This window comes from Pseudobutyrivibrio sp. ACV-2 (genome assembly GCF_900107545.1).
In the GTDB taxonomy this organism is placed as follows: Bacteria; Bacillota; Clostridia; order Lachnospirales; family Lachnospiraceae; genus Pseudobutyrivibrio.
Map to the genome: position 1 here is coordinate 53,257 of NZ_FNQZ01000013.1, position 26,583 is coordinate 79,839.

General features: G+C 38.6%; 20 protein-coding genes, 1 rRNA gene and 1 other RNA gene. 20 read left to right on the forward strand and 2 right to left on the reverse strand.

Translation table 11 applies throughout. From position 1 onward, the window contains the following. The first annotated feature begins 46 nt into the window (after nt 1–46). From BLV53_RS12760 to BLV53_RS12810, 11 genes are all read left to right on the forward strand, one after another. Nucleotides 47–637 carry a manganese efflux pump MntP gene (locus tag BLV53_RS12760; RefSeq protein WP_090301471.1) on the forward strand — a complete coding sequence of 197 codons (591 nt, stop codon included), beginning with the start codon at nt 47–49 and terminating at the stop codon, nt 635–637. 9 nt (nt 638–646) lie between these two features. Beyond that, nucleotides 647–1,636, forward strand: a complete 990-nt coding sequence (locus BLV53_RS12765; protein ID WP_090301473.1) for a calcium/sodium antiporter — start codon at nt 647–649, stop codon at nt 1,634–1,636. A 101-nt stretch (nt 1,637–1,737) separates the two neighbouring features. Further along, the gene (locus tag BLV53_RS12770; RefSeq protein WP_090301475.1) at nt 1,738–2,100 is read left to right on the forward strand and encodes a zinc ribbon domain-containing protein; all 363 of its coding nucleotides are present in this window, start codon (nt 1,738–1,740) and stop codon (nt 2,098–2,100) included. 12 nt (nt 2,101–2,112) lie between these two features. Next, complete coding sequence (gene metG, locus BLV53_RS12775; protein WP_090301477.1) at nt 2,113–4,086, forward strand: methionine--tRNA ligase; 1,974 nt, start codon at nt 2,113–2,115, stop codon at nt 4,084–4,086. A 159-nt stretch (nt 4,087–4,245) separates the two neighbouring features. Then, complete coding sequence (locus BLV53_RS12780; RefSeq protein WP_090301478.1) at nt 4,246–5,037, forward strand: TatD family hydrolase; 792 nt, start codon at nt 4,246–4,248, stop codon at nt 5,035–5,037. Beyond that, nucleotides 5,038–5,895, forward strand: a complete 858-nt coding sequence (rsmA, locus tag BLV53_RS12785; RefSeq protein ID WP_090301480.1) for a 16S rRNA (adenine(1518)-N(6)/adenine(1519)-N(6))-dimethyltransferase RsmA — start codon at nt 5,038–5,040, stop codon at nt 5,893–5,895. 33 nt (nt 5,896–5,928) lie between these two features. Then, nucleotides 5,929–7,542, forward strand: coding sequence for a tetratricopeptide repeat-containing diguanylate cyclase (locus BLV53_RS12790; protein WP_090301482.1), 1,614 nt, complete (start codon nt 5,929–5,931; stop codon nt 7,540–7,542). 15 nt (nt 7,543–7,557) lie between these two features. Further along, on the forward strand, nt 7,558–9,672 hold the full coding sequence (locus BLV53_RS12795) for a YhgE/Pip domain-containing protein (RefSeq protein ID WP_090301484.1): 2,115 nt from the start codon (nt 7,558–7,560) through the stop codon (nt 9,670–9,672). A gap of 22 nt (nt 9,673–9,694) precedes the next feature. After that, entirely contained in the window at nt 9,695–10,132 is a 438-nt protein-coding gene (locus BLV53_RS12800) for a hypothetical protein (RefSeq protein ID WP_090301486.1), read from the forward strand. Beyond that, entirely contained in the window at nt 10,129–12,309 is a 2,181-nt protein-coding gene (locus BLV53_RS12805; RefSeq protein WP_090301489.1) for a YhgE/Pip domain-containing protein, read from the forward strand. The genes BLV53_RS12800 and BLV53_RS12805 overlap by 4 nt, the downstream gene beginning before the upstream one ends. A 60-nt stretch (nt 12,310–12,369) precedes the next feature. Then, nucleotides 12,370–13,662 (forward strand): alpha-amylase family glycosyl hydrolase, encoded by a 1,293-nt coding sequence (locus BLV53_RS12810; protein WP_242879104.1) that lies wholly within the window; start codon nt 12,370–12,372, stop codon nt 13,660–13,662. On the opposite strand, the gene BLV53_RS12815 is transcribed toward BLV53_RS12810, so the two are convergent. Both BLV53_RS12815 and BLV53_RS12820 read right to left on the reverse strand, forming a co-directional pair. Beyond that, the gene (locus tag BLV53_RS12815; RefSeq protein WP_090301493.1) at nt 13,659–14,207 is read right to left on the reverse strand and encodes a GNAT family N-acetyltransferase; all 549 of its coding nucleotides are present in this window, start codon (nt 14,205–14,207) and stop codon (nt 13,659–13,661) included. The two genes, BLV53_RS12810 and BLV53_RS12815, sit on opposite strands and share 4 nt — an antisense overlap. 23 nt (nt 14,208–14,230) lie before the next feature. After that, the gene (locus tag BLV53_RS12820; RefSeq protein WP_090301496.1) at nt 14,231–14,926 is read right to left on the reverse strand and encodes an anaerobic ribonucleoside-triphosphate reductase activating protein; all 696 of its coding nucleotides are present in this window, start codon (nt 14,924–14,926) and stop codon (nt 14,231–14,233) included. 187 nt (nt 14,927–15,113) lie between these two features. Between BLV53_RS12820 and tadA the strand changes: the two genes are divergently transcribed. The 9 genes from tadA to BLV53_RS12865 all read left to right on the forward strand — a co-directional run. Further along, nucleotides 15,114–15,563, forward strand: coding sequence for a tRNA adenosine(34) deaminase TadA (gene tadA, locus BLV53_RS12825; protein ID WP_242879105.1), 450 nt, complete (start codon nt 15,114–15,116; stop codon nt 15,561–15,563). Nucleotides 15,564–15,613: 50 nt separating this feature from the next. Beyond that, nucleotides 15,614–15,814, forward strand: an RNA gene (ffs, locus tag BLV53_RS12830) — signal recognition particle sRNA large type. A 34-nt stretch (nt 15,815–15,848) separates the two neighbouring features. Continuing rightward, nucleotides 15,849–16,616: a hypothetical protein gene (locus BLV53_RS12835; protein ID WP_090301499.1), complete on the forward strand. Its 768-nt coding sequence runs from the start codon at nt 15,849–15,851 to the stop codon at nt 16,614–16,616. A gap of 20 nt (nt 16,617–16,636) precedes the next feature. Continuing rightward, complete coding sequence (locus BLV53_RS12840) at nt 16,637–18,922, forward strand: hydratase (RefSeq protein ID WP_090301501.1); 2,286 nt, start codon at nt 16,637–16,639, stop codon at nt 18,920–18,922. A 119-nt stretch (nt 18,923–19,041) separates the two neighbouring features. Continuing rightward, on the forward strand, nt 19,042–21,957 hold the full coding sequence (locus BLV53_RS12845) for a hypothetical protein (protein WP_090301503.1): 2,916 nt from the start codon (nt 19,042–19,044) through the stop codon (nt 21,955–21,957). Between the two features lie 35 nt (nt 21,958–21,992). Further along, a complete protein-coding gene (gene glgB, locus BLV53_RS12850) occupies nt 21,993–23,888 on the forward strand; it encodes a 1,4-alpha-glucan branching protein GlgB (RefSeq protein WP_090301505.1) in 1,896 nt (631 codons plus the stop codon). Between the two features lie 53 nt (nt 23,889–23,941). Then, the gene (locus tag BLV53_RS12855) at nt 23,942–25,168 is read left to right on the forward strand and encodes a DUF5711 family protein (protein WP_090301507.1); all 1,227 of its coding nucleotides are present in this window, start codon (nt 23,942–23,944) and stop codon (nt 25,166–25,168) included. 17 nt (nt 25,169–25,185) lie between these two features. Then, a complete protein-coding gene (locus BLV53_RS12860) occupies nt 25,186–25,866 on the forward strand; it encodes a CvpA family protein (protein ID WP_090301509.1) in 681 nt (226 codons plus the stop codon). Nucleotides 25,867–26,298: 432 nt separating this feature from the next. Beyond that, nucleotides 26,299–26,583, forward strand: a 16S ribosomal RNA gene (locus BLV53_RS12865); the annotation flags it as partial.

The window sequence follows — 26,583 nt, forward strand, 5'->3', positions numbered from 1 at the left end:
GCACGTGAGTCTTTTTTATTTCCTTACAGTTTAAAAGGAGTAGAATATGAGTGTATTTGATATTTTTCTATTTGGCGTAGGATTATCTATGGATGCATTTGCTGTTGCTATCTGTAAAGGACTGGCCATGAAGCAGGTAAACAAAAAACAGATGTTTATAATCGCCCTATTCTTCGGTGGCTTTCAGGCACTGATGCCTCTTATTGGATTTATGCTGGGCAGCGCATTTGCAGATAAGATTGTGGCCTTTGATCACTGGATAGCATTTATACTTCTTCTGTATATCGGTGGAAAAATGTTGATAGATGCCATAAAAGAATGGAAGGATGTGGATAAAGTCGAAGTGATGGATCCACCCCTTGATATTAAAGAGCTTACACTTATGGCTATAGCTACAAGTATTGATGCACTGGCCTGTGGAGTTACATTTTCATTCAACGAGAATTTTAATATTTTCAGAGCTATTACTATAATCGGCATGACTACATTTGTAATATCTTTAGGCGGAGTTTATGTGGGCAATATATTTGGCGGCAAATATAAAGCAAAGGCTCAGCTTGCAGGCGGCTGTATTTTGATATTTTTAGGTGTAAAAATCCTTTTAGAACATACAATGGGAATCACAATTTTATTTTAGGAGGTAGTTATGATTACATTTTTTTCAACAGTACCTGGTGCACTGATTTTACTGGTAATCGGATTTGTATTTTTGATTAAGGGTGCGGACTTCTTTGTAGAAGGTGCATCTGCTGTAGCTAAAAAACTTCACGTACCAGCACTTGTAATTGGTATGACAATCGTTGCCATGGGAACCTCACTTCCAGAGCTTTCTGTATCAGTAACAGCTTCAATGGCAGGAAGTAATCAGCTTGCAATCGGAAATGTTATTGGTTCTAATATTTTCAATCTAATGGTTGTACTTGGAAGCTGTGCACTATTTTCAGTATTGGAAGTTGCTGAAGATACAATTAAAAAGGACTTTCCATTTTCTGTAGGTTGTGCTATAGCACTTATGGTTATGGGCTTAATTGGCAATACTGTAGGGCACATTGATGGATTTATTCTCCTTGCTGCTTTTATCATCTTCCTTTTATCAATGCTAAAAGCTGCTAAAAAATCAAGAACTGATGCCGCAGCACTTGCAGAAGAAGACGTTGAAAAGGAAATAGTGGATATTCCTACCTGGCTTTGCATTATTTATATTATTGGTGGCGCGGTAGCTATCAAATTTGGTGGTGATTGGGTTGTTAGCTCATGTACAACGCTCGCACTTAAATTTGGTATGTCAGAAACACTTGTTGGTCTTACAATTGTAGCTCTTGGAACATCACTTCCAGAGCTTGTTACATCAATAGTTGCAGCAAGAAAGAATGAGCTTGATATGGCTATTGGAAATGTAGTTGGATCGAATGTTTTCAATATTTTATTAATCCTCGGTACTGCTGGTGCTATCTCACCTATGACTTATCTTTCTGTAAATGCAATTGATACAATCATCCTCGTAGCATTTTCTGCTGTTGTATGGCTTATGTGTCTTGTAAAAAAGAACCTTGGCAAAATGCAGGGTGTGATAATGCTTACTTTGTATTTTGCATATCTGGCATACATTATCATCAGAGATGGTGGAGTTGCCTAATCTGCTACTCAGGCACCTTTAAACGGTGGTAAAAAATCCTATGATGTGTTAAAATCATTAGGTTTAATGGGAGTTGATTTGTGAAAGAAAGGGAGGTCATTATGAGTTTTTTAGACAAACTATCTGATGGTATTGCAAATACCACAAAAGACCTTGGAAATCTGGCTGCTAATGCCACTGATATAACAAAGCTTCAGTATGACAAAAAAGTCAAAGAAGGCGAGTTAACCAGACTTTATGAAAAGCTTGGTAAGAAATATTACGAAGCACATAAAGACGATGATATGGATGACGAGGATATTAAAGCAACTACTGCTGCTATCCTAAGAATAAAAGAAATCTCTGATGAGCTTATGGAGAAAAAGGGTGGAAAAGCCTGCCCTAAGTGTGGAGCTTTGGTGAAAAACGGCTCTAAATTCTGCAGTGCTTGTGGAGAAAAAATAGATGATATTTTTGAAGAGTAGGAGTAATTAAGAATGAGTAACAAAGGCAATTATTATATTACCACAGCCATTGCTTACACATCAGGTAAGCCACATATTGGAAATACTTATGAAATCGTATTAGCAGATTCCATAGCTCGTTTCCGTCGTCAGGAGGGATATGATGTTTTCTTCCAGACAGGTACTGATGAGCACGGCCAGAAAATCGAACTTAAGGCTGCAGAAGCTGGTATTACACCAAAGGAATTTGTTGATGATATCTCAGGTCAGGTTAAAAATATCTGGGATTTGATGAATACATCTTATGACAAATTCATTCGTACAACTGATGAAGACCATGAGAAGCAGGTTAAAAAGATTTTCAAAAAGCTCTATGACAAGGGCGATATTTATAAGAGCTCTTATGAGGGACTTTACTGTACACCATGTGAGTCTTTCTGGACAGAGTCTCAGCTTGTAGATGGCAAGTGCCCAGATTGCGGTCGTGAGGTTCAGCCAGCAAAAGAAGAAGCATATTTCTTCAAGATGAGCAAATATGCTGACAAGCTTATTGAATACATCAACACTCATCCTGAGTTCATTCAGCCAGTTTCTCGTAAAAACGAGATGATGAACAACTTCCTTCTTCCAGGATTACAGGATCTTTGTGTTTCACGTACATCATTTACATGGGGTATTCCAGTAGACTTCGATCCAAAGCACGTTGTTTATGTATGGCTTGATGCCCTCACAAACTATATCACTGGTATTGGATATGATTGCGACGGCGACTCTACTGATCAGTTCAAGGCTTTATGGCCAGCTGACCTTCACCTTATCGGAAAGGATATCATCCGTTTCCATACAATTTATTGGCCTATTTTCCTTATGGCACTTGATCTTCCACTTCCAAAGCAGGTATTTGGTCATCCATGGCTTCTTACCAAGGCTGCTGATGGTGGCGATGACAAGATGTCAAAGTCAAAAGGAAATGTTATCTATGCAGATGAATTAGTTGATTTCTTTGGTGTAGATGCTGTTAGATATTTCGTTCTTCACGAGATGCCTTTTGAAAACGATGGTGCTATTTCATGGCCACTTATGGTTGAGCGTGTAAACTCTGACCTTGCAAATACACTTGGAAATCTTGTTAACAGAACAGTATCCATGAGTAATAAATACTTCGGTGGTGTTGTTGAGGATAAGGGTGTCGCTGAAGAGGTAGATGCAGACCTTAAATCAGTAGTTACTGGTACAGTAGCTGCTGTAGAGACAAAAATGTCTGACCTTCGTGTCGCAGATGCTATTACAGAAATCTTCAATCTATTTAAGAGATGCAACAAATATATCGACGAGACAATGCCATGGGCTCTCGCAAAGGATGAAACAAAGCAGGATAGACTTGCAACAGTTCTCTACAATCTTGTTGAGGGAATCTCAATTGGTGCTACTCTCCTTAAGGCATTTATGCCAGAGACATCAGAAAAGGTTCTTGCTCAGATTGGTGCTACAGAGATTCCATACGATGAGCTTTCTACATTTGGTCACTATGTAAACGGTAACAAGGTTACAGAGACACCTGAGATTCTTTTCGCTCGTCTCGACCTCGATGAAGTTATGGCAAAAGTTGCAGAGCTTCACCCAGCTCAGCCAGAGGAAACAGAAGCTGACGACGAAGAAGGCATCGATATCGAAGCAAAGGATGAAATCGAATTTGGCGATTTCATGAAGATGCAGTTCCAGGTAGGAAAGGTTATATCTTGCGAAGCTGTTAAGGGTTCTAAGAAGCTCCTTTGCTCACAGGTAAAGATTGGCTCAACTACAAAGCAGATTGTTTCAGGAATCAGAAAGTACTACTCTCCTGAAGAAATGGTAGGCAAAAAGGTTATGGTTCTTGTAAACTTAAAGCCTGCTAAGCTTGCTGGTGTATTGTCAGAAGGCATGCTTCTTTGTGCAGAAGACGCAGAAGGAAACCTTGCCCTCATGACCCCAGAAAAGCCAATGCCATCAGGTGCTGAGATTTGCTAAGAAGGAAATGATTTTGCGTAAGAGGGAAAAAAATCTTAAGCAAACTATAAGTAGCCTGTAGTTAACAATCATAAGTGGTACTGGAAGAAACGTGTTAGTGCCTGTAAGTACCACTTATGATTGTTGACGTAACAGGCGAGAGATATAATGAGGTTATAAATGATTTTTGAGACACATGCTCATTATGATGATGAGAAGTTCGACGAAGATAGAGTCGAACTTCTTTCTCATTTATTGAGAGAAAATAATATTGGAAATGTAATAAATGTAGGCGCAAGCTTCAGAGGCTGTCAGGATAGCCTAAAGCTTGCAGAAACCTACGATAATGTTTATGCGGCTCTAGGCATCCATCCAGAGGAACTAGAAGATTTTACCGAGGAAAATCTTAGTTGGATTAAGAAAAATGCAACCAATCCTAAGGTTGTTGCCATCGGCGAGATTGGACTTGATTACTACTGGATTAAAGATGATGAAGGTCGTGCAAAGCAAAGACTTTGGTTCAAGCGACAGCTTGAATTGGCAAATGAAGTTGATCTTCCAGTAATTATCCACTCAAGGGATGCTGCAGAAGACACTTTAAACACAATTGTGGAGTATAATACACACTACAACAAAAAAGGCATCATCCACTGCTATTCCTATTCAAAGGAAATAGCATTAGAATATATAAAAATGGGATGGTACATTGGTGTTGGTGGAGTTGTAACCTTTAAAAACTCTAAAAAGCTTGTGGAAGCAGTAAAGGCAATCCCAATTGAAAGCATTGTTTTAGAAACAGATTGCCCGTATATGGCTCCTGTACCACACAGAGGTGAACGTAATAGCTCTATCTACCTTAAATACGTGGCAGAAAAAATAGCCGAACTGAAGGAAATGAGCGTAGATGATGTAGAGCGTATAACCTACGAAAATGCGTTAAATATATATTCAAAATGTAAAAGGAACGACTAAATGGCATATTTAAGTAATCCAACATATACAAGAGCTGTCTTAGAGGCTCATGGTTTTTCTTTCCAAAAGAAATATGGCCAAAATTTTTTAATAGATGGCAATGTATTAGATAATATTATAGATGCGGCAGGCATTACCAAAAATGATTTTGTCCTTGAAATTGGACCTGGTATTGGCACAATGACTCAACGTCTATGTGAAGAAGCCAGAGAGGTTGTTGCAGTAGAAATTGATAAGACTCTCATCCCTATTTTGGATGACACATTATCATCATACAAAAATTGGACTGTTATCAACCAAGATATTTTAAAGGTAGATATAAATGCACTAGCAGCTGAGAAAAATGGTGGGAAGCCCATAAAAGTAGTTGCAAACCTGCCTTATTACATCACCACTCCAATCATAATGGGGCTTTTTGAGAGTCATGTGCCTCTTGAATCTATCACTATTATGGTACAAAAGGAAGTGGCAGACAGAATGCAAGAAGGTCCAGGCTCTAAGGAATACGGTGCTCTCTCACTTGCTGTACAGTATTACAGCAATCCTGAAATTGTCTGTGAGGTTCCACCAAGCTGTTTCATGCCACAACCAAAGGTGGCAAGCACAGTCATTACCTTAAAATGCCACGATAAGCCGCCAGTAGAATGTGACGAAAAGCTACTGTTTCAGATTATCAGGGCATCATTTAATCAGCGTAGAAAAACTTTACAAAATGGTCTCGGAAATGGCCTCCACTACTCAAAAGAACAGATTGCAGATGCCATAGCACAGGCTGGCTTTATACCTACAATCCGCGGCGAAGCCCTTTCACTAGAAGAATTTGCAAAGTTAACAAATATATTAAAAGATATGAAATAACTGTTAAATATACATTAAGGGGAGTGTATATTAATGGACATTCAAACTTATAATTATAATAAAGAAGTCCAGCTTCTTATTGGGGAAATTCAGAAAAACAGAGCTATAAACGGAGTGGCACTCATCGAAGCGTGCAATAAGCTTTTAGAATATGGTCATAGCATGATGGATGCCGCTTTGGTGGGATATGCCCATTTTTCAAAGGGTGAGACATATTATCTTCTTAACGATGCCTACAATTTCTATTCTGAAATGCTTGCATCTATCTCACCTCTTGAAAAGGCTCATGATTGGTACAGCGTTGCCATGGCAAATAATATGCTTGGCATCGCTTCTTTAAACAGGGGTAATGCTCCTCTCGCCCTAGACTACTTTATAAAGGCAATCAGTATTTGTGAAGACTACACGTTGCCAGATGTAGAGTGGATTATTCATCTTAATTTAGGTTCTCTATATCTTAATATCGAAGAATACAAGAAATCCATTTCACACACAGAAATTGCATATAGATATATCACTGAACATAAAGACATGGATGGCTACATTGAAAATATCACTGTGGCCATGCTGGGCTTAGGCCGCGCCTATTTAAAACTTGATGAACAGGAAAAATGTATTGAAATTGAAAAAAAACTTAAGACGGAATGCATTCCATATCTTAATGAGACGGAGAAAATAGTAATCTTCTGTTATTTTTCAAGAGTTCACCAGGCGCTTAGGGAATATGATGCCAGAGATTACTGGATTGATATGGTAAATACCTACACCAGCGCAAAAATGCCAATTATGGATGTTTTTGACGATTTTTATGACTATCTGGATATGCTTCTTGCCACAAATAAATATGACGATTTCTTCAAAGCATACACAGTGCTTGATGATCTGACAAAATATACTTCAATCAAAAATCTTGAAAAAAAGCTTTTAACGCTGAAAATACGCTACTACAGACGTGTAGGTCAGATTGAAGAATATAAAATTGCTTCAGTCCTCTATTTTGAACTTTCAGAATATATGGAGCGAGAAAATAGATTGATGGTAAGCAATATGATCGTTATGCGCAATTCGTTTATGGAGCTTACACAAATCAATAAAAAAGTAGAGGAAGAGAATACATTTTTACAAAAACGTTCAGAGACAGACCCATTAACAGGAATGTATAATAGACTGAAACTTAATGAATATAGCGAAAAAGCCTTTGAAAAGGCCAAATCGATGCAATTAAATATTGGAGTAGAAATACTTGATATAGATTATTTCAAGCAATTTAATGACAATTATGGTCATCAGGCCGGCGACGATTGCATTAAATTCATAGCAAATAGTCTTATTGATATGGGTAATGATGCAAATGTATTTGTTGCACGCTATGGCGGCGATGAATTTGTAGTCATTTACGAAGGATTGACAGAAAATCAGATTAAGGAAAAGGCACAAAATCTTAGAAGTAAGATTTATGAAGCAAACATGGAGCACAGATTTTCACTTTCCGATAGCAGAGTTACCATCTCCCAGGGTATTTGCCAGGGTGTTCCTACTTCTGACAAAGGATTTTTTGCCTATCTGCAACAGGCAGATAAAATGTTATATGAGGTTAAGCAAAAAAATAGAAATGACATAAAAGTCTGTGATGCATCAGACATATAACTAAAGGGAAATGATATGAAAAACATATGGAAAATTTTTGTAGATGATATTTTAAGTCTCGTAAAGAATTTCTTCGCGCTTGTAATTGTCATAGGAATCTGTTTTCTTCCAGCTCTATATGCCTGGTTCAATATTTATTCAAATTGGGATCCATATGGCAATACAGGCGCTCTAAAACTTGCTGCAGTATCTGTAGACAAGGGCTACACCGATGAAAATGGTGAGTATCATAATCAAGGTGATTCCATAATTGAAAATCTTCATGAAAATACAGCTATCGACTGGCAGTTTGTAGATAACTCAGACGAGGCTATAGAAGGCGTTTACAGCGGAAAGTATTATGCCGCAGTAGTTGTAGATGAGGATTTCTCCTACAACATGTACAACGCTTTTACAGATGAAATAAGACGCCCTACCCTGCATTTTTATGAAAATCAAAAGAAAAATCCAGTTGCCACCAAAATTTCAGATACAGTAATCCAGAATCTTCAAAACACAATTAACGTGACATTTACAGAAGTAGTTGTACGTGAAGTGTTTAAAAGTGCAAATAAAGTATCAGAGGATATTAAAGAAGATGACGGCTTGGATGGAGCTATCCTAAATCTTAAACATCTAAGAGAGGATTTAGATGGCTATCAGGTTACAATCGGAGAAATTATCGAAAATGATGCCAAGCTTCAACAGTCACTGAAGGCGGCGAAAAATGATGCGACTAATCTGCAACAGGAGGCAAGAAATAGCGCCAATGCAGCAAGAAGCTCAAGTATAGCGGCAGGCCAGACCGAAACCTCTTTGGCAGAATACTCAAAAAATGTAAATGCAGCATTAAATGAGGTGAATAACAGCATTACAGAAATCGAGGCATTTATCGGCGCAGGCTACATCTCTACTGATGTTAAAGACATGGAGACTTATTTGCAAAGAAGTGCCAAGGATGCAGCAAATATAGTCAATTACCTGAATATCCTGGCAGCCAGCAAAGTACATGGTCCTATTTTAAAGAGAAATTTGGACAGGGCAAACGAACTTTATGCTATTTTACAGGAATATGACATCGGCGAACCTACAATAGCAGGAAATATCGTTGCTCACAATGAACAACAAATGAAATCCACACTGGAAAAAGCAGGCGGCAAGGTTTCAGAACTAAAGAGTGCCTATAACGACAACCTGGTTGCTGAAGTGAATAATGGTCTTAAAGAACTAGGTGGCGTACTTGATGATTCAAACAGCTTGCTTAATTCAGCGGGAGATACATTTGGTAGTCTAAAAACCATGTTCACAGCCATTAATAACACTGTGGATTCAGCAAATGTCAGCTTACAAAAAACAAGTGAAGCACTTTCATTTGTAAATAATCGAATTAAAAGCATAATTGGTGATGTAGATACTGTAGATAATTCAGATAAAATACAGGCTTTGGTAAATGGACTTTCAGGTGATCCAAAAGTATATGGCAAATTCTTCTCTCAACCTGTTGAAGTCAAAACAGAGGCTGTATACCCAATAGAAAATTATGGATCTGCAGTTGCACCATTTTACTCTACCTTAGCATTTTGGGTTGGAGCTTTGATTTTAACAGCTATCATCAAAGTACATCCTGATAAGAAAAAATATCCTGATGCTACAAAAAGACAGTTATATTTTGGAAGATATGTCCTGTATTGGATTTTAGGACAGTTACAAGCGATAATAATAGTCCTTGGAGACCTGTATCTATTGCATGTACAGTGCGTACATCCAGGTCTATTTATGCTTGCAGGTTCTATTATTGCGACCACATTTACTCTTCTAATATACTCATTTGTTATAACCTGGGGTGATGTTGGAAAGGCACTTGCAGTGGTTATTGTCGTAATACAAATAGCAGGAAGTTCTGGAACATATCCAATCGAATTACTGCCGGAATTTTTCAAGAAGGTGTATATCTTCTTCCCATTCCCTTATGCTATCAATGCAATCAGAGAATGCCTATGTGGAATGTACGGCAATGATTATATTAAGTATTTATGCAGTCTTGGAATATTTATAATAGTCGCTCTTGTAATTGGCTTGCTTGTAAGAATTCCTTTTGAGCCAATTAATCACTACATGGAAGAGCGAATGGAAGATACTGAGATGATGTAGTATGTCTCAGGGAGGAATGATAATGCCAAACGAAAAAGAGATAATGTACGATAGATTCCTGGAATTGCAACAGCAGGTACATTTAAAAAATCAAAAGAAAATCAGAGTTGGTTTGAAAGTTAATATCATACTGCCGCTTATATTCCTTACAATAAGTTTCTTAAGTAACCGCTCGAAATTGGTATTTCTTGTCTTATGGATTGTGTCATTATTCGGAATAGCATTTTATCTTCTATATGTTGAATATATGGATTTCAAGCTCCAGGAAAGAATGAAAGAATTTGGAATAATTGACAGTGAAGAAAATGAGGCATTGATAGGAAACGAAGTAGTTCAGGGTATGAGGGATATTAACAATGCCCAAAAAGAAATGGTCAAAGATATTAAAGAACGCAAAGATGAAATCAAAAAGGAAATAAAGACAGAAGTAAAAAAAGTAGGAGGCAAAATTAAAAAATGAAAAATATCATAAAAATTATAGCCTCCGACATCAAAAGGATTTCTACCAATGTTGTTGCCATGGTAGTAATAATGGGACTTACAGTAATTCCATGCCTTTACGCCTGGTTTAATATCCTTTCAAACTGGGACCCTTATGGAGAAGATGCCACCTCAAACCTGCAGGTTGCGGTAGCTTCAAGTGACCAAGGCATAATGATAGGAACCTATGAAATTAATGTAGGTGACATCATCATAAAAAATCTTAAAGAAAATAAAACAATCGGCTGGAGATTCACTGACACCTCAGAGGAGGCTGTAGACGGCGTATATTCAGGTGATTATTATGCTGCAATCGTCATTGATGAACAGTTTAGCTCGGATATGATTAGTTTTTTAGGTGGTGAAATTGAAAATCCAAAAATCACCTACTATGAAAACGAAAAGAAAAATGCAATTGCACCAAAGATTACGGGCAAAGTTAAGACCACCATTCAACGCGAGGTTGATGAGGCCTTTATCAGCACTATTGCGGAAACTATCCTAAAGGCAGGCGAATACTTTGCAAATCTTGATGAGCAAGGCAATATCACAGGGAAAGGTATCTCAAAGCTGGAACAGTTAGATACGGACCTTAAGGGTGTAATTGTTGTATTGGATTCTTACATAGCCCTTATGGATTCTACCGAGCAGATATCTTCTGCTTCTAAAGAAGTGGCAAATACTGCTAAATCAGTAACAAAGCTGGCTGGACAGATGGCTCAGGAGGCAAAAACAAACGCACCGGCCACAAAGCAAAAAATCCAGGACGCAAAAAATACAACCGATGAAAAGGTTTTCGCTTTAAATAATAAAATTGACAGAATCGCCGAAGTCTTAAATGATGTTAATTCTATAGTTGCTGCTATGCCTGTACCAACACTTGGAAAAGGCCAGGAAATAAAGCAAAAGCTTGATATTATCTCAGCAATCTGGGGTGAAGAAACAGATCCTTACAGCTTAAATTATCTGGTCAATAATTTTACAACAGGAAATGAAGACTTCGATTCAAGAGTTAAAGCAACATTAGCTGACCTTAAGTTCAGAAATGATACTCTAAGAAATGATGTCCAGTCGTTAGTTGATGCAGAAAATCAGGGACACGATGATACTTTAGAGCTGAAAAATAAAATTACAAATGATGTAACTGACTCACAAAATGCCCTCGCAAATGCCAGAGCCCAGTATGCAAATATTCTTTCACCTACTACACAATATGCTATGAATAATGCCTCATCTTCTATTGCTGAAGTGGAAAAGCTGTTAAACTACGATGCAAAAAGCATAGATGCTGTAGTTTCTGATTTAAAAAATTATTCAGGAATAATGTCCAAATCAAAATCATCACTTGTTAAATCAAGGGATGAGGCTGTAAAAATGGAGCAAAGACTTGCAAATATTATTTCTGACATTAAGGGCTTAAGTAACAATGAGGCCTATGAAAAATTCAAGGAACTGCTCCGCTCAGATCCACAGCTACTGGCTGAATTTGTCAGCAGCCCTGTGGAAATTGATGATGAGTATGTATATCCTGTGGAAAACAATGGTTCAATGACCGCGCCATTTTATATTATTCTTTCTATCTGGGTTGGCGCCCTCATTATGTCCACAATCATCAAAACAACTGTGAAAGACACATCAAATCTTACGAATGTAAAAAACTGGCAATGTTTCATTGGAAGATTTTTCGTGACAATGGTGATAGGTCAGATCCAAACATTGATTACGGTCCTTGGAGCCTTTTTGTTTGTGGGAATACAGTGCGAAAATCGCCTGCTATTCTGGGCAGCTTGCGCATGGACATCATTTGTATACTCACTACTGCTCTACTCCTTTGCATATTCATTTGGCAATATAGGAGAGGCTCTGTCTGTTATTTTGATGGTTATCCAGGTAGCAGGCGCAGGAGGTACTTTCCCAATCGAGGTTCTTCCAAAGGTATTCCAGGTGCTGTACAAATTTATGCCATTTAACTACTCGATGAATGCAGTTCGTGAATGTATTGCAGGATTCTACAAGGATACCTACAGAGATTGTATGGTAACGCTGTTGGTTTACGTAGCTGTAGCCATATTTATAGGTGTGGTTCTTTACCACCCATTCGAATTTGTTAACAGAAAAATCGAAATTAGCAAGGAAAAATCTGGTATACTATTATAAGAGAGAAAGGCAAGGCGGTGTATGTCTTGCCTTTTTGTTTTTAGAAAAGGAGGTACACTAATGAGAGACATATCGTGGGTTAAAGACAGCATTTTCTATCACATTTATCCTATCGGCGCATTTGACTGTCCTAGGGAAAATAAAGGTGAAGAAACTGCTGGTCACAGAATTCTTAAAATGATTGATTGGATTCCCCATATGACAGATTTGGGTATTAATGCAATCTATCTTGGACCTATTTGGGAATCAGGTACCCATGGATATGATACCTTTGATTATTATAAACTTGATACTCGCCTTGGCACTAATGAGGATTTTAAAAAGGTGGTTGATGAATGCCATAATGCTGGCATAAAGGTTGTTTTAGATGGTGTATTTAATCACGTAGGACGCGGACACAAGGCATTTTTAGATGTTAAGGAAAAACGTGAGGCATCACCATACAAGGATTGGATTGCAGGCATTAATTTTGGTGGCAATAACTGGTACAATGATGGCTTTTCCTACGAGTGCTGGTCTGGTGCTCAGGAGTTGGTAAAGTTGAATTATTGGTGTGAAGATGTGAATAAACACATCCTTGAAGCAGTGGCTATGTGGATAGATGAGTTTGATATCGACGGACTTCGCCTTGATGCAGCAGATTGTATACAAAGAGATTTTTTCAAACGTCTAAAGAAGTTTACCGAAGAAAAAAAGTCAACTTTCTGGCTTATGGGAGAAATCATTCACGGTGACTATAACGTTTATGTGAATGATGAAATGCTTGATGCCGTAACTAATTACGAATGTTGGAAGGGAATTTATTCAAGCCACAACGACCACAATTATTTCGAGATAAATTACGCCATGAAGCGCCAATGGGGCCTTGGAGGAATATATTCAGGCAAATACCTATATAATTTCGTTGATAATCACGATGTGAATAGAATTTACACACTCCTTAAAGAAAAGGAAAATATATTCCCAGTCTACACTCTTCTATTTACCATGCCAGGTCTTCCATCCATTTATTATGGCAGTGAATGGGGCATTGAAGGTGACAAAAATGCAGGTCAGGGTGACTACGCTTTAAGACCTGCCATAGAAATTGAAAAAATGGATAACCCTGAGCTGATTGACCATATTAAATCATTGGCAGAAACTAGAAAATCCTCAGAAGCCCTCAAGCGTGGGATTTATGAAGAGGTTCAGGTAAAAAATGAGACCCTGGTATTTGCCAGAGTCTTAGATGATGAATATGCTGTTGTTGCGCTAAATAACACTGCCGATGAAAAGAAACTTGTGTTTGACTATAGAGGACAGCATCACGAAATAGATTTACCTCCACACGGAAGTAAAATCCTAAAGTGTTAATTATCTGCAAGATAGGCATACATGCAATGATCACGGCGTTCTCCGTTGATAATTATTTTATCACGGAGAATGCCTTCATATTGGAAGCCAAGTTTTTCCACCATGTGAATAGATGGTTCATTATCTGGAAGAATTAAAGCCTCAAATCTGTGGATACCAATTTCGCTGACAAGTATAGGGATTGTGGCGCTTAATGCCTCACTGCAATACCCTTTGTTTACAAAATTTCTGTCCATCTTATATCCTACTGTGCAACTGGCATAAATAGGCTTTACAATGTTTCTATAGCTTACAGTCCCAATTATTTTCTCAGGATGATTCTTTTCAAATATCCAATATCTAAGCATTACAAGTCGCATAATATTTTGATACTCGAAATCTAAAATTTTTCGTTGATGGTTGAGAGTATAGAAGTCCTCTCCTAGCACAGGTTCATATTTTTCTACAATATCTCTATTTTGGATATAAAAATCAAGAACCTGATTAGCATCATGTTTGTTTAGTACCCTTAATTCCAAACGATCTGTTAATACCTCAAATTTCATAAAACCCCCCGTAGTAAATGAAATTAGTCTATCCCTCTTAGATTTGTGTTTGGTATATAATTTTTTAATATATCAACAAATGATTTAAGCGTTTCTGGTGAATGAGCAGAAAATATAGGATTGATGACCTGCTCAGACTCTTTATAGCTTTGAAGGTAATATGCCTTTGCACCTTTGATCCACTGCCCTATGGCCTCCATATCCTCTGCATCGTGACACTCCCTCATGATGGTTGTCCTGAACTCATAATCCACTCTCTCCTGCTTCAAAAGTTCTACAGAAGCCTCAATTGTGCCAATATCAAAATTTGGCATACAGGCAATGCTATTATATTTTTCTTTAGAGTTTTTAATATCCATGGCAATATAATCGACTAAGCCCTGATTTATAAGGGATTCCACCATGTCAGGATTTGTACCGTTAGAATCCAATTTCACAAGAAGCCCCATATCTTTTATTTTGTGGATAAATCCAGGCAAATCCTTGTGAAGCGTGGGTTCACCGCCTGTAATACACACTCCATCTAAAACCTTTTTCTTAGCTTTCAGGTGTTCAAAAATTTCATCTTCGGAATAGGCAATAACATCATTAGGTGGCATAACCAAATCCCTGTTGTGACAAAATGGACATCTGAAATTACATCCTCCGGTAAATATTGTGCTTGCAATCTTTCCCGGATAGTCTAAAAGTGTAGTCTTTTGAAGCCCTAGTATTAGCATAAATCATTTCCTTTTGCCCGTAAAAGTGTTAACATTAAATAGCTTTCAGGATACTATTTTATAGTAAAAAGTATAGCAAAACAGGGAGGGAAAATCCATGATGTCAAAAGAGGAACGTCAGGAACGCCGCATAGCAAAACAGGTGGAAAAATTAGAAAAGAAAAATCTTAAGACATTTGAGAAATACATGGAGCAGGCCCTCAAAGAGGCAAAAAAAGCCTATAACATTAACGAGGTTCCAATCGGTTGTGTTATAGTTCAGGACGATAAAATTATTGCCAGAGGCTACAATCGCAGAAATACAGATAAAAGTGTTCTTGCCCACGCTGAGATAGCTGCCATTCAGGAGGCATGCAAAAAAACCGGTGACTGGAGACTTGAGGATTGCACGATGTATGTCACATTAGAGCCTTGTCAGATGTGTGCCGGTGCTATCGTACAGGCCAGAATACCAAGAGTTGTAGTAGGTGCTATGAATCCAAAAGCAGGTTGCGCCGGCTCAGTGATTAATATTTTGCAGATGCACCAGTTCAATCACGTATGTGATTTGGAAACAGGCATTTTAGGTGAAGAATGCACAGAAATGATGACCAGATTCTTTGAAGAACTCAGAGAACAAAAGAATCAAATCATGTAATTAACAGTATATTATTGACAAAATCGCCTTTATTTCATAAAATGAAGGCTCCGAGCATAGCTTAATATAGATATCACTTGGTGGTCACCCTACGGGGGTGCTGATCTTTGGGTCCTGCGTAATGGGCACCTGCGAATCGTGTCAGGGCAGGAATGCAGCAGCACTAAGTAGGACCGTTCATCTGACGTGGGGTTGCCTGGAGGGAGCCTCCGCAGGATGACTACCAAATGATATCTATTCAGGCGGCTCGGTATTTTTATATATAGAGTTGATGAGAGGATTAAAATGGGAGCTTCCGACAGAACTGAAAGAGTATTAAGAGATATGCACGTGTTATTTTCAAAGGCACAGCCTTATGAGGGTAGCACCAGAAATGTCATTGTGGATAAAAATGCCATGATGGATTTATTAAAAGAATTAAACGAGTGTATGTACGATATGATGGAGGAACACGAGCTCACTGTTAAAAGCCGCGATAAAGCCAATCGTGAAATGCAAAAGCAGGGTGATGAAATCGTTTTTGAGGCCACAAGAAAGGCCGAGGACATCTATGCAGCATCCATCATGTATACTGATAATGCCTTGGATAGTCTCCAAAAGGTAATCAAAGAGTCAGAGGAAGCTGTTTCAAAGATATATGATGACGCCCTTAAAAAAATAAAAGAAGAGACAAAGGCTGTTAAATCAAATCAGCTTGAGCTTAAGAGCCATCTTAATGATTTGATTGATACTCAAAAATATTTACGTTTGATAGACGAAGAAAACATGCGAATCCTAAAAGGTGAAAAAAACAGTGATGAAGAGGAGTTTGATGATGCTCCAAAGTATGCTGCACCAGAGATTCGTATCAACAAAGAATATTTCGCACAAGCAGGTCTTGATGTAGGCGAGGAATTAGACCAGCCTGCAGGTGACTTGGATGAAGAACAAAATGCCATTTCATCTGAGGATTTAGACGCTGAATACTTCAAATGGCAGGAGGAAGAGTCAGGAGAGGAACCTAAAAAACACGGTAAAAAGGGCCTTGGAGCTCTTTTTGGTAAAAAGCACTAGCAAAAAGGAGAAATAAAGGAATGAAGCTTTACAACAACGGAGTTTACCTAATTAATGGCACACAGATCGTTGAAGACGGTCACGAGGCCGCTGCCGCTATTAAAGCCGCAACTGGTCTTGACGTTACTAAAGAAAAAGCACACCAGGATACCATGGCATATGGAATTTTATCCAGCCATAATACTTCAGGTAATATGGAGCATTTGCAGATTAAATTCGATAAGCTTATCAGCCACGATATCACATACGTGGGAATTATCCAGACAGCAAGAGCTTCAGGCCTTGAAAAATTCCCTATACCATACTGCCTCACAAACTGCCACAATTCACTTTGTGCTGTAGGCGGTACTATCAACGAAGATGATCACATGTTTGGTCTTACATGTGCTAAAAAATACGGCGGAATCTATGTTCCACCTCATCAGGCAGTTATCCACCAGTTTGCACGTGAAATGATGGCAGGCGGTGGAAAAATGCTTCTCGGCTCTGATTCACACACCAGATATGGTGCACTTGGTACCATGGCAATGGGTGAAGGCGGTCCAGAGCTTGTTAAGCAGCTTCTTAATCAGACTTATGACATCTCAATGCCAGGTGTTATCGCTGTATACATGACAGGAACACCACGTAAGGGCGTTGGTCCACAGGACGTTGCTCTTGCTATCATTGGCGAAGTATTCGATAAGGGTTACGTTAAAAATAAAGTAATGGAGTTTGTTGGTCCAGGAGTTGCCAACCTTTCTATGGACTTTAGAATTGGCGTAGACGTAATGACTACAGAGACCACATGCTTAAGTTCAATCTGGACTACAGATAAAAAGACAGAAGAATTCTACGAAATCCACGGCCGCAAAGAAGAATACAAAGAGCTTAACCCAGGACAGGTTGCTTACTATGATGGCATGATCGAGATCAATCTTGACGAGATTAAGCCTATGATTGCTATGCCATTCCACCCAAGCAACACATACACAATCGAAGAACTTAATGCCAACCTTATGGATATCCTTGATGATTGCGAAAAGAGAGCAAAGGTTTCACTCGATGGTCAGGTTGAATTTTCTCTTAAGGACAAGGTTCGCAACGGCAGATTATACGTTGATCAGGGAATCATCGCAGGTTGCGCAGGTGGTGGATTTGAAAACATCTGTGATGCAGCAGATATTCTTCGTGGTTCAAGCATTGGCCCAGACGAATTTACACTTTCAGTTTATCCTGCATCTACACCAATTTACATGGAGCTTGTTAAAAATGGTGCAGTAGCAGACCTCATGAGCACAGGTGCTATCGTTAAAACAGCATTCTGTGGACCATGCTTCGGTGCTGGAGATACACCATCTAACAATGGTTTCTCAATCCGTCACTCTACCAGAAACTTCCCTAACCGCGAAGGTTCTAAGCTTCAGAATGGCCAGATTGCTTCAGTTGCACTTATGGATGCTCGTTCAATTGCCGCAACAGCAGCAAACAAGGGCTATCTTACAGCTGCAACAGACATTGATGTTGATTACAGCAAGCCAAAATATCACTTTGATGGCAGAATTTATGCAAACCGTGTATTTGATTCTCACGGCGTGGCTGAACCTGAAACAGAGATTCACTTTGGTCCAAACATCAAGGATTGGCCAAAGATGAGTGCACTTCCTGAAAACTTATTCCTTCAGGTAGTTTCAGAGATTCACGACCCAGTTACTACAACAGATGAACTTATACCATCTGGTGAAACATCATCATACCGCTCAAACCCACTTGGCCTTGCAGAATTTACACTTTCACGTAAGGATCCAGAGTATGTTGGACGTGCAAAGAATATCCAAAAGGCTCAGAAGGCTCTTGAAGCAGGTGAATGTGCAGGCGATGCAGTTCCAGAGCTCAAGAAGGTAGTTCACAAGGTAAAAGAGACTTATCCAGAAGTAAATCATGACAACTTTGGTGTTGGCTCAACAATCTTTGCTGTTAAGCCAGGTGATGGTTCAGCCAGAGAGCAGGCTGCTTCTTGCCAAAAGGTACTTGGAGGTTGGGCAAATATTGCCAATGAATACGCCACAAAGAGATATCGTTCAAACCTTATCAACTGGGGTATGCTTCCATTTGTAATTCCTGAAGGAGAGCTTCCATTCAAGAATTTAGACTTCCTGTTTATTCCTGGCATCAAGGATGCAGTTGTCAATAAAGCTGATAAAATCAAAGCATACGTGGTTAAAGAGGATGGCCTCAAGGAATTTGAGATGACCTTAGGAGAGCTTACAGACGATGAGCGCGAAATCATTCTTAAGGGTTGTCTGATTAACTACAACAGACAGTAAAACAGAATTACATAAAATTTTCAAAAACCGAGAAAAATTATTCTCGGTTTTTTGATTTTAAGGATAACCTATGTTAGAATTGCTATAACTATCAGTATGTGATTTGGAGAATAACAACTGTGGAAAAATTGGAATATAGAAACAAAATCGAAGAGATGCAGGATCTCGTTTCAAATAATAAATTTGCAGATGCTATGTCTGTTGCTGAAACGGTTAACTGGCGCAAGATTCATAATATAAACGACCTCATAGCAGGAAGTGAATGTTATGAAGCAGCCGGCAAAAACGAAGAGGCAAGAGACTTGCTTTTGCTCGCTCACGATCGTTCTCCTATCGGTAGGATGATTCTGTACAAGCTTTGTATGATTTCCATTAAGCTTAAAGAAATCGACGAGGCTCAAGAATACTACAATGATTTCGTACAGATTGCCCCACACGATAGTCTTAAGTTTATCCTGAAATACAATATTAATATCGCCAAAGGGGCAGATACAGCCACTCTCATCACTATCCTTGAGCAGCTCAAGGAGAATGATTTTATCGAGGAGTGGGCGTACGAGCTTGCCTATTTGTACCACAAAACAAATCAGGCAGATAAATGTATCAGTCTTTGCGATGAAATAATTCTTTGGTTTGGCGATGGCCCTGTGGTTGAACGAGCCCTGGAGCTCAAAATGCTTTATCAGCCTCTCGACAAATCCCAAGAGGATAAATACCGCAGCTTCCAGCAGAAAAAGGACGGAATCACCGAAATCAAGCCAAAACCAATGGCAGATTCCAGTGAAGTATTGCCAGCCATTGCAAATATTAAGCTTCCAAGCGGTCCAGAGCGCTTTGATACTATCAACTTACAGTCAGAAATTAAAAAGAGCATTGACGAAATCATGAAGGCTACCGATACGGTAGAAGTTAACGAAAATATCGATGCCATTAAAAATCTCGTTGAGGAGATACCTTATCTTCAGGTCCCAACCGAGCCAGAGGTACACGAAGAGCCAGAAGAAACATTTTCAGTAAACGATACCTTCCAGCAGTACCTTGAGGAAGGCTTCGATGGTCAGATTTCATTAAAGCTAGACGACGAAAGTACCGAAACAGAAGAACAGATTGAGGGTCAAATGACCATTGATGATGTCCTTGCTGAGTGGGAAAAGACAAAACGTGCAGCAGAAGCTGCCATGGAAGATGCTAAGTCCAAGGAACTTGAAACTGCCAGAGCAAGAGCTTTGCGAGAAGCTAACAATGTTCTAAATCGCCTAGAGGGTGCAATGTCGAAATTAAATGCAGGAGCAACTTCTGCTGATCTTCTCAAAGAAGAGTATCTATCAAACGTTGATAATATCAGTGTGGAATATGTAACAGATACCGATAAAGACGATATTATTGTCCCAGAGAGTATAGATACTACTGAAAAGACAAATGATGTAGTCCAGACAAGCGAAAAAGACATCGCAGCGGAGCCGGAGTCTGCTGAAGTACAAGCTTCATCAGAGAGTGCTGCTCAGAGCTTTGCAATACCAAAGATAGACACAGCTGGAGTGCCAGTGGGTTCTCTTGACATTCCAATTGTAAGCGCTGAAGAAGCAGCAGGTGTTGTTGCAGCAACAGCAGCCAGCGGGTTATTACATTCAGTAGAAAACGCTGTGGAAGACACAGCAAATTGGGAACCACCTACACTAAACGATGGAGAGACAGAAGACGTGGATTTAAAAGAAGCATCATCGATGATTGCTGATGTAAATAAGGTTTTACAACAGGAAATTGACAGATTAATAGGCGAAGATAGTGCTGAAGCACCAGTGGAGATGCAGACTCCAGATGAAGAAATATCTATAATCATACCTGATTCATTAAAGGCACTTACTTCAGAGCCTGTTGTAGAGCACATAGATGCAACAGATGCTGTAGATACATCAGATATCCAGGATGCTCAGATAAATATTGACGATATTGAGTTACCTAAAATAGAACTTCCACAAGATATTCTAGATGACATCAAATCATCTGAAGAATATCAGGATTCTGAAATCCCAGCAGAATACGCATCAGAGATGACAGAAGAGGCTCCAGTAGAAGCAGAACAGGAATATTATTCAGCTTCAGAAGAAATGCTAGTTGACCCAGTACTAGTTGCCCCAGTACTATCTGACCCAGTAATAGAAACTGCACCTCAGCAGATAATAGAGCCAGAGCTACCTATCATTTCTGAAAATGTAATCGAGCCTGAAGAAATGGCCCAGCTCATTGATGAAGACGTTCTTACAAACGTAATAAAAGATGAGATTCCTGACTTTAAGCTAGATGATGAAGATTTAGATACCTTCTCATACTTCCTTCCTATCGACGGAATGAGAGAAAATATTGCTCAGGTCCTCACAGGGGCAGCAACTCGTATAGAGCAGCCTGAAATTCATGGTGGTAACATTGCCATTGTAGGTGAGCCAGGCTCAGGAAAGACCCAGATGGCCACAAGTATCATAAAGGTACTTGAGAAAAAGACCGGCTATCCAAAGGGTGGAATTGGCAAAATTTCAGGCCAAAAACTGAATGAAAAGGATATCCAAAAGCTGTACTCAAAGATTATGGGAGGTTGTTTAATCATTGAGTCTGCAGGTGATATTTCAAAGGAAACAGCTGTAACCTTGTCTCTGCTAATGGAGCAGGATAATACAGGTACAATACTTATCATCGAGGACAACAAGCGAGGAATTGACAAAGCTCTTTCAAAAGATGGTTCTTTTGCAAAACGCTTTACCGAGAAAATTGTTATTCCAGCATTCACAATTGATGAACTTGTTTCCTTCGGAAGAACATATGCTTATGAGGCTGGATGCACCATAGATGATATGGGTGTATTAGCTTTATATAACCGAATCAGCAACATTGGTAGATTTAATCATGCAACTACCATCAAAGAAGTTGCCGAGATTCTTGACGAGGCTATAGAGAAATCATCTCGCGGTGGATTTTTTAACAAAGTCAAATATGACAGAGATGGAAATATCATACTAAAAGAGAAAGATTTCGATAAATAGACACAAAATAATAAAAGGGGAGAAGATTTGACAACATGAGTAATTTCACAGAACTAGACGGCTATCTATTTGGACAGGGTACTCACTATGACATTTACAAAAAGCTCGGCGCCCATAAGGGTAAAAAGGGCAAGGTAAATGGTGTATATTTCGATGTGTGGGCACCACATGCCAATCGTGTTGCAGTTATTGGAGAATTTAACGACTGGGATGAAACTAAAAATTTCATGCAACGAGTAGAACCTGAGAGTCAGGGCATTTTTGAAACATTTATCCCAGAGGCAAAAGAAGGTCAGCTTTACAAATATCTCATCTACACAGAGGATGGAAACAAGCTTTATAAGGCTGATCCTTACGCAACTTATGCTGAGCTTAGACCTGGTACAGCATCTATTATTTATGACAATACTAAATTCAAATGGTCAGATTCCACCTGGATGAAGAAACGTGCAACAGGCAATTTCTGGGAAAAGCCACTTGCAATTTACGAAGTACATCCTGGTTCATGGAAACGTCATCCAAGACCAGAAAATGACGGTTTTTACAGCTACAAAGAGTTTGCTCACAGCATTACAGAATACGTGCTTGATATGGGTTATACTCATGTTGAGCTTATGGGTATTTCAGAATATCCATTTGATGGTTCATGGGGTTATCAGGTAACAGGTTATTATGCACCTACATCCCGCTATGGTACACCTGATGACTTTATGTACCTTGTTAATTATCTACACAAAAACGGAATTGGTGTTATTCTTGACTGGGTACCAGCACACTTCCCTAAGGACGCCCACGGACTGGCAGATTTTGATGGAGCGCCATTGTACGAATATCCAGACCCACGTAGAGGGGAGCATCCAGATTGGGGCACCAAGATTTTCAACTATGGTAAATCTGAAGTTAAAAACTTCTTAATTGGTAGTGCTCTTCAGTGGATTGAGCATTATCATATCGATGGTCTTAGAGTAGATGCAGTTGCATCAATGCTCTATTTAGACTACGGTAAGCAGGCAGGCCAATGGCTTGCCAATGAATATGGTGGAAATGAAAACTTAGAAGCTATCGAGTTCTTCAAGCACATTAATACACTTATTCGCGGAAGAAACGCAGGCGCTATCATGATTGCCGAGGAATCAACTGCTTGGCCGAAAATCACAGGCGATGTTAAAGATGGTGGATTAAACTTTTCCTTCAAATGGAATATGGGATGGATGCATGATTTCATTGATTACATGAAGCTAGATCCATATTTCCGTAAAGACAATCACAATAAGATGACCTTCGCTATGAGCTACAACGAAGCTGAGCGTTACATTTTAGTACTCAGCCATGACGAAGTAGTGCATTTAAAGGGCTCAATGCTCGCTAAAATGCCAGGTCTAGAGATTGATAAATATAAAAATCTTATGGCTGGCTATGCATTTATGATGGGTCATCCAGGTAAAAAGCTCCTTTTCATGGGACAGGAATTTGCACAAGGTACAGAGTGGAGCGAAGCCAGAGAGCTTGACTGGTATGTGCTTGACAATCCTAACCACAAGCATGTATCTCACATGTTTAGGGATTTACTCCACATCTACAATGCCTACCCAGCTATGTACGAGCAGGATGTATCATGGGCTGGTTTCGAATGGATTAACGCAAATGATGGATATAGAAGCATTTTCAGCTTTATACGTAAGTCAAAGAGCGGCAAAAATGATCTTTTATTTGTAATCAACATGACACCAATGCGTTATGACGACTATTGCGTAGGTGTTCCTACAAATAAAAAGCTTAAATGCATATTAGACAGTGAAAACACTAAATATGGTGGAGATGGAACTGTTATCCCAGCAACCCTTACACCAAAGCATTCAGAATGTGATGGCCGTGAATACTCAGTGGCCTTCAAACTTGCACCTTACCAGGTGGCAATATTTGCATACTAAACTACAATGATGGGCTGTTAATACAGCCCATTCTTTAATTATGAGAATAAAACATGGAAGATTTTAAGATTTTTACACTACCAACAAAAACTGAAGAAGATGACGAGCCAGAGGAAACACGCAGATCCACCTCTAAAGAAATAGATGATGATGACGGATATCCGCCACACAAAAATCGTATATTGTTTCTTCTTATCGTCGCTATTATATGTGTATTTTCTATCGTAGTCATCCGTATTGTTACAACATTTGAGGATTATGAAGTTGTAAAGAGCTGGGAACGCAAAGACTCTGCTGAAAGCAAATATAAAAGTTTCGGTGGAAATTTAATTAAATACAGCGGAGATGGAATTTTCTATACAGATTTTGATGGCACCTTAATATGGAATTTCACATATGACATGACCAATCCATGTATTGATACAAAAGGCACATACGTTATCGCATATGATAAAAAAGGAACAGAGGTTGATATTTTTTCCACAAAAGGATTTGAAAAGCAATTAACTACCACAACACCGATAGTAGAAGCAAGAGTTGCAGCACAAGGTACAGTAGCACTTTTACTTCAGGAAAATAATACCAGCTATATACAAATGTACGATAAGAGTGGTTCACTACTAGTCTCTGGTGAAATACATCCGGAAAACAGAGGTTTTCCAATTTCCATGGCAATTTCTTCTGATGCTACAAGACTGCTTTTATCGGTACTAAATGTAAATAAGGGTGAATTAAATTCCGAATTAGTATTCTACGACTTTACCAGCGCTGGTAAGGCAGAAGAGGACAACATAGTTGCAAGCTACACATACATTGGATTATTACTACCAAAGGTGGAATATCTTAAAAATGACAAGGCTGTAGCTTTCGGGGATTCAAAAATTATTATTTTTAACAATAATCTAAAAGCAACATTGGTTAAAGAAATACCATTAGAAAATGAAATGAAAAGTGTTTTCTATAATGATGACCATTTTGGATTTATTACCGAAAAAGTAGTTGAAAATGGGGAACTTGTAAATGAGCTGTCAGTGTACAATCTCTACGGCTTTAAGAGTATTTCAAAGGAGATAACAGAAAGTTTTTCTGATGTATCTCTAATGGATAACGATGAAATATTGCTTTTTGGGGATAATAATATTGCCATATACAATCTTCAGGGATTTGAGAAATTCCATACTAATATCGATGAAAAAATATTCGGTGTAGTTCCTGGTGTTACTTCCCGAAGATATTATCTGATTGAAGAAACTAAAACAGAAGAAATAGGCTTAAAATAAAGATATTTGAGGAGATTATGCTTTTATTACTAAAAAATCCACTTGTAATAATTTTTATATTGTTAATGTTATTTTGCATCATTAGGGGTGCAAGAAAAGGAATATTAAAAATTCTCTATGGTATGATATCCTGGATTTTATTGCTGTGGTTCGTAAATACTGCATGTGTATATATCTCTGACTATCTTAATGTAAGTACACCTCTTCCAACCATAATACAGGCCCATATATTAACAAATCTGAATGAAAAATACGAAAATACTGAGGCTATAGAATCAGGTACAGGCATGGATGCTGTAATGAAATTAATCCCTGAGCCCCTTAGATTAAGCATTAACGAGACAATACACAATTCAGTAGAAGCTACCATACAAGCTATAACAGAAGAACTAAGTGAAACCGCAATCAAAGGTATTTCAATTCTAATTAGTGTGATACTTGGAGTGTTAGTATTATTTATATTAAACAGGCTAATAAATTTATTAGGAAATCTGCCTGGAATTAATAGTGTAAACACAGTGTTAGGTATAGTTGCTGGCTTTATAGAGGGGTTATTAATTACCTGGCTTTGCATGTATATTGCGGACTGTTTTCCAACCACAATGTTTGGCCAGTTCATAATAGCAAATAGCAAGGGAAATGATCTCATGAATTACGTCTATCAAATCAATATAATTGAACAAATAATCGGAATATAAAGATAATTGATTTTTTGAAGAAATCTGTTGACATTGGTATGTTTGGATGATATTATACTATTCGTTCCGCTAAGAGCGGTAAACGATTATAAACAATGAGTTTTCACAGATTGTTTATAAAATTAAAGAAAAAAGTTGTTGACAGTTAGCTGGTATCGTGGTAGTATAAACGAGTTGCTGCTGAAAGCAACAAACAAGAAGATTGATAACTGAACAGTGAAACAAACCTTGAATTAATACAAGTTATTTATAGTTAACATGTATCCTTGAAATTCATTTAGTTTCTAGACGAAACAATACAAACCTTTATTAGTAAACGAATTCTTGAATTCATATTCTAGTAAGAATCTTTGATTCTTACATTTACAGTAAACAAGTCAGTTTTGTGCTGACCTGGAATTGAACTCAAGCAACTTCGGTTACTTACATATTTAACATGAGAGTTTGATCCTGGCTCAGGATGAACGCTGGCGGCGTGCTTAACACATGCAAGTCGAACGAAGCAGTTTATCACGAACCCTTCGGGGTGACGATTTACTGACTGAGTGGCGGACGGGTGAGTAACGCGTGGGTAACCTGCCTTGTACAGGGGGACAACAGTTGGAAACGACTGCTAATACCGCATAAGCGCACAGTGTTGCATGACACAGTGTGAAAAGATTTATCGGTACAAGATGGACCCGCGTCTGATTAGCTAGTTGGTGAGGTAACGGCCCA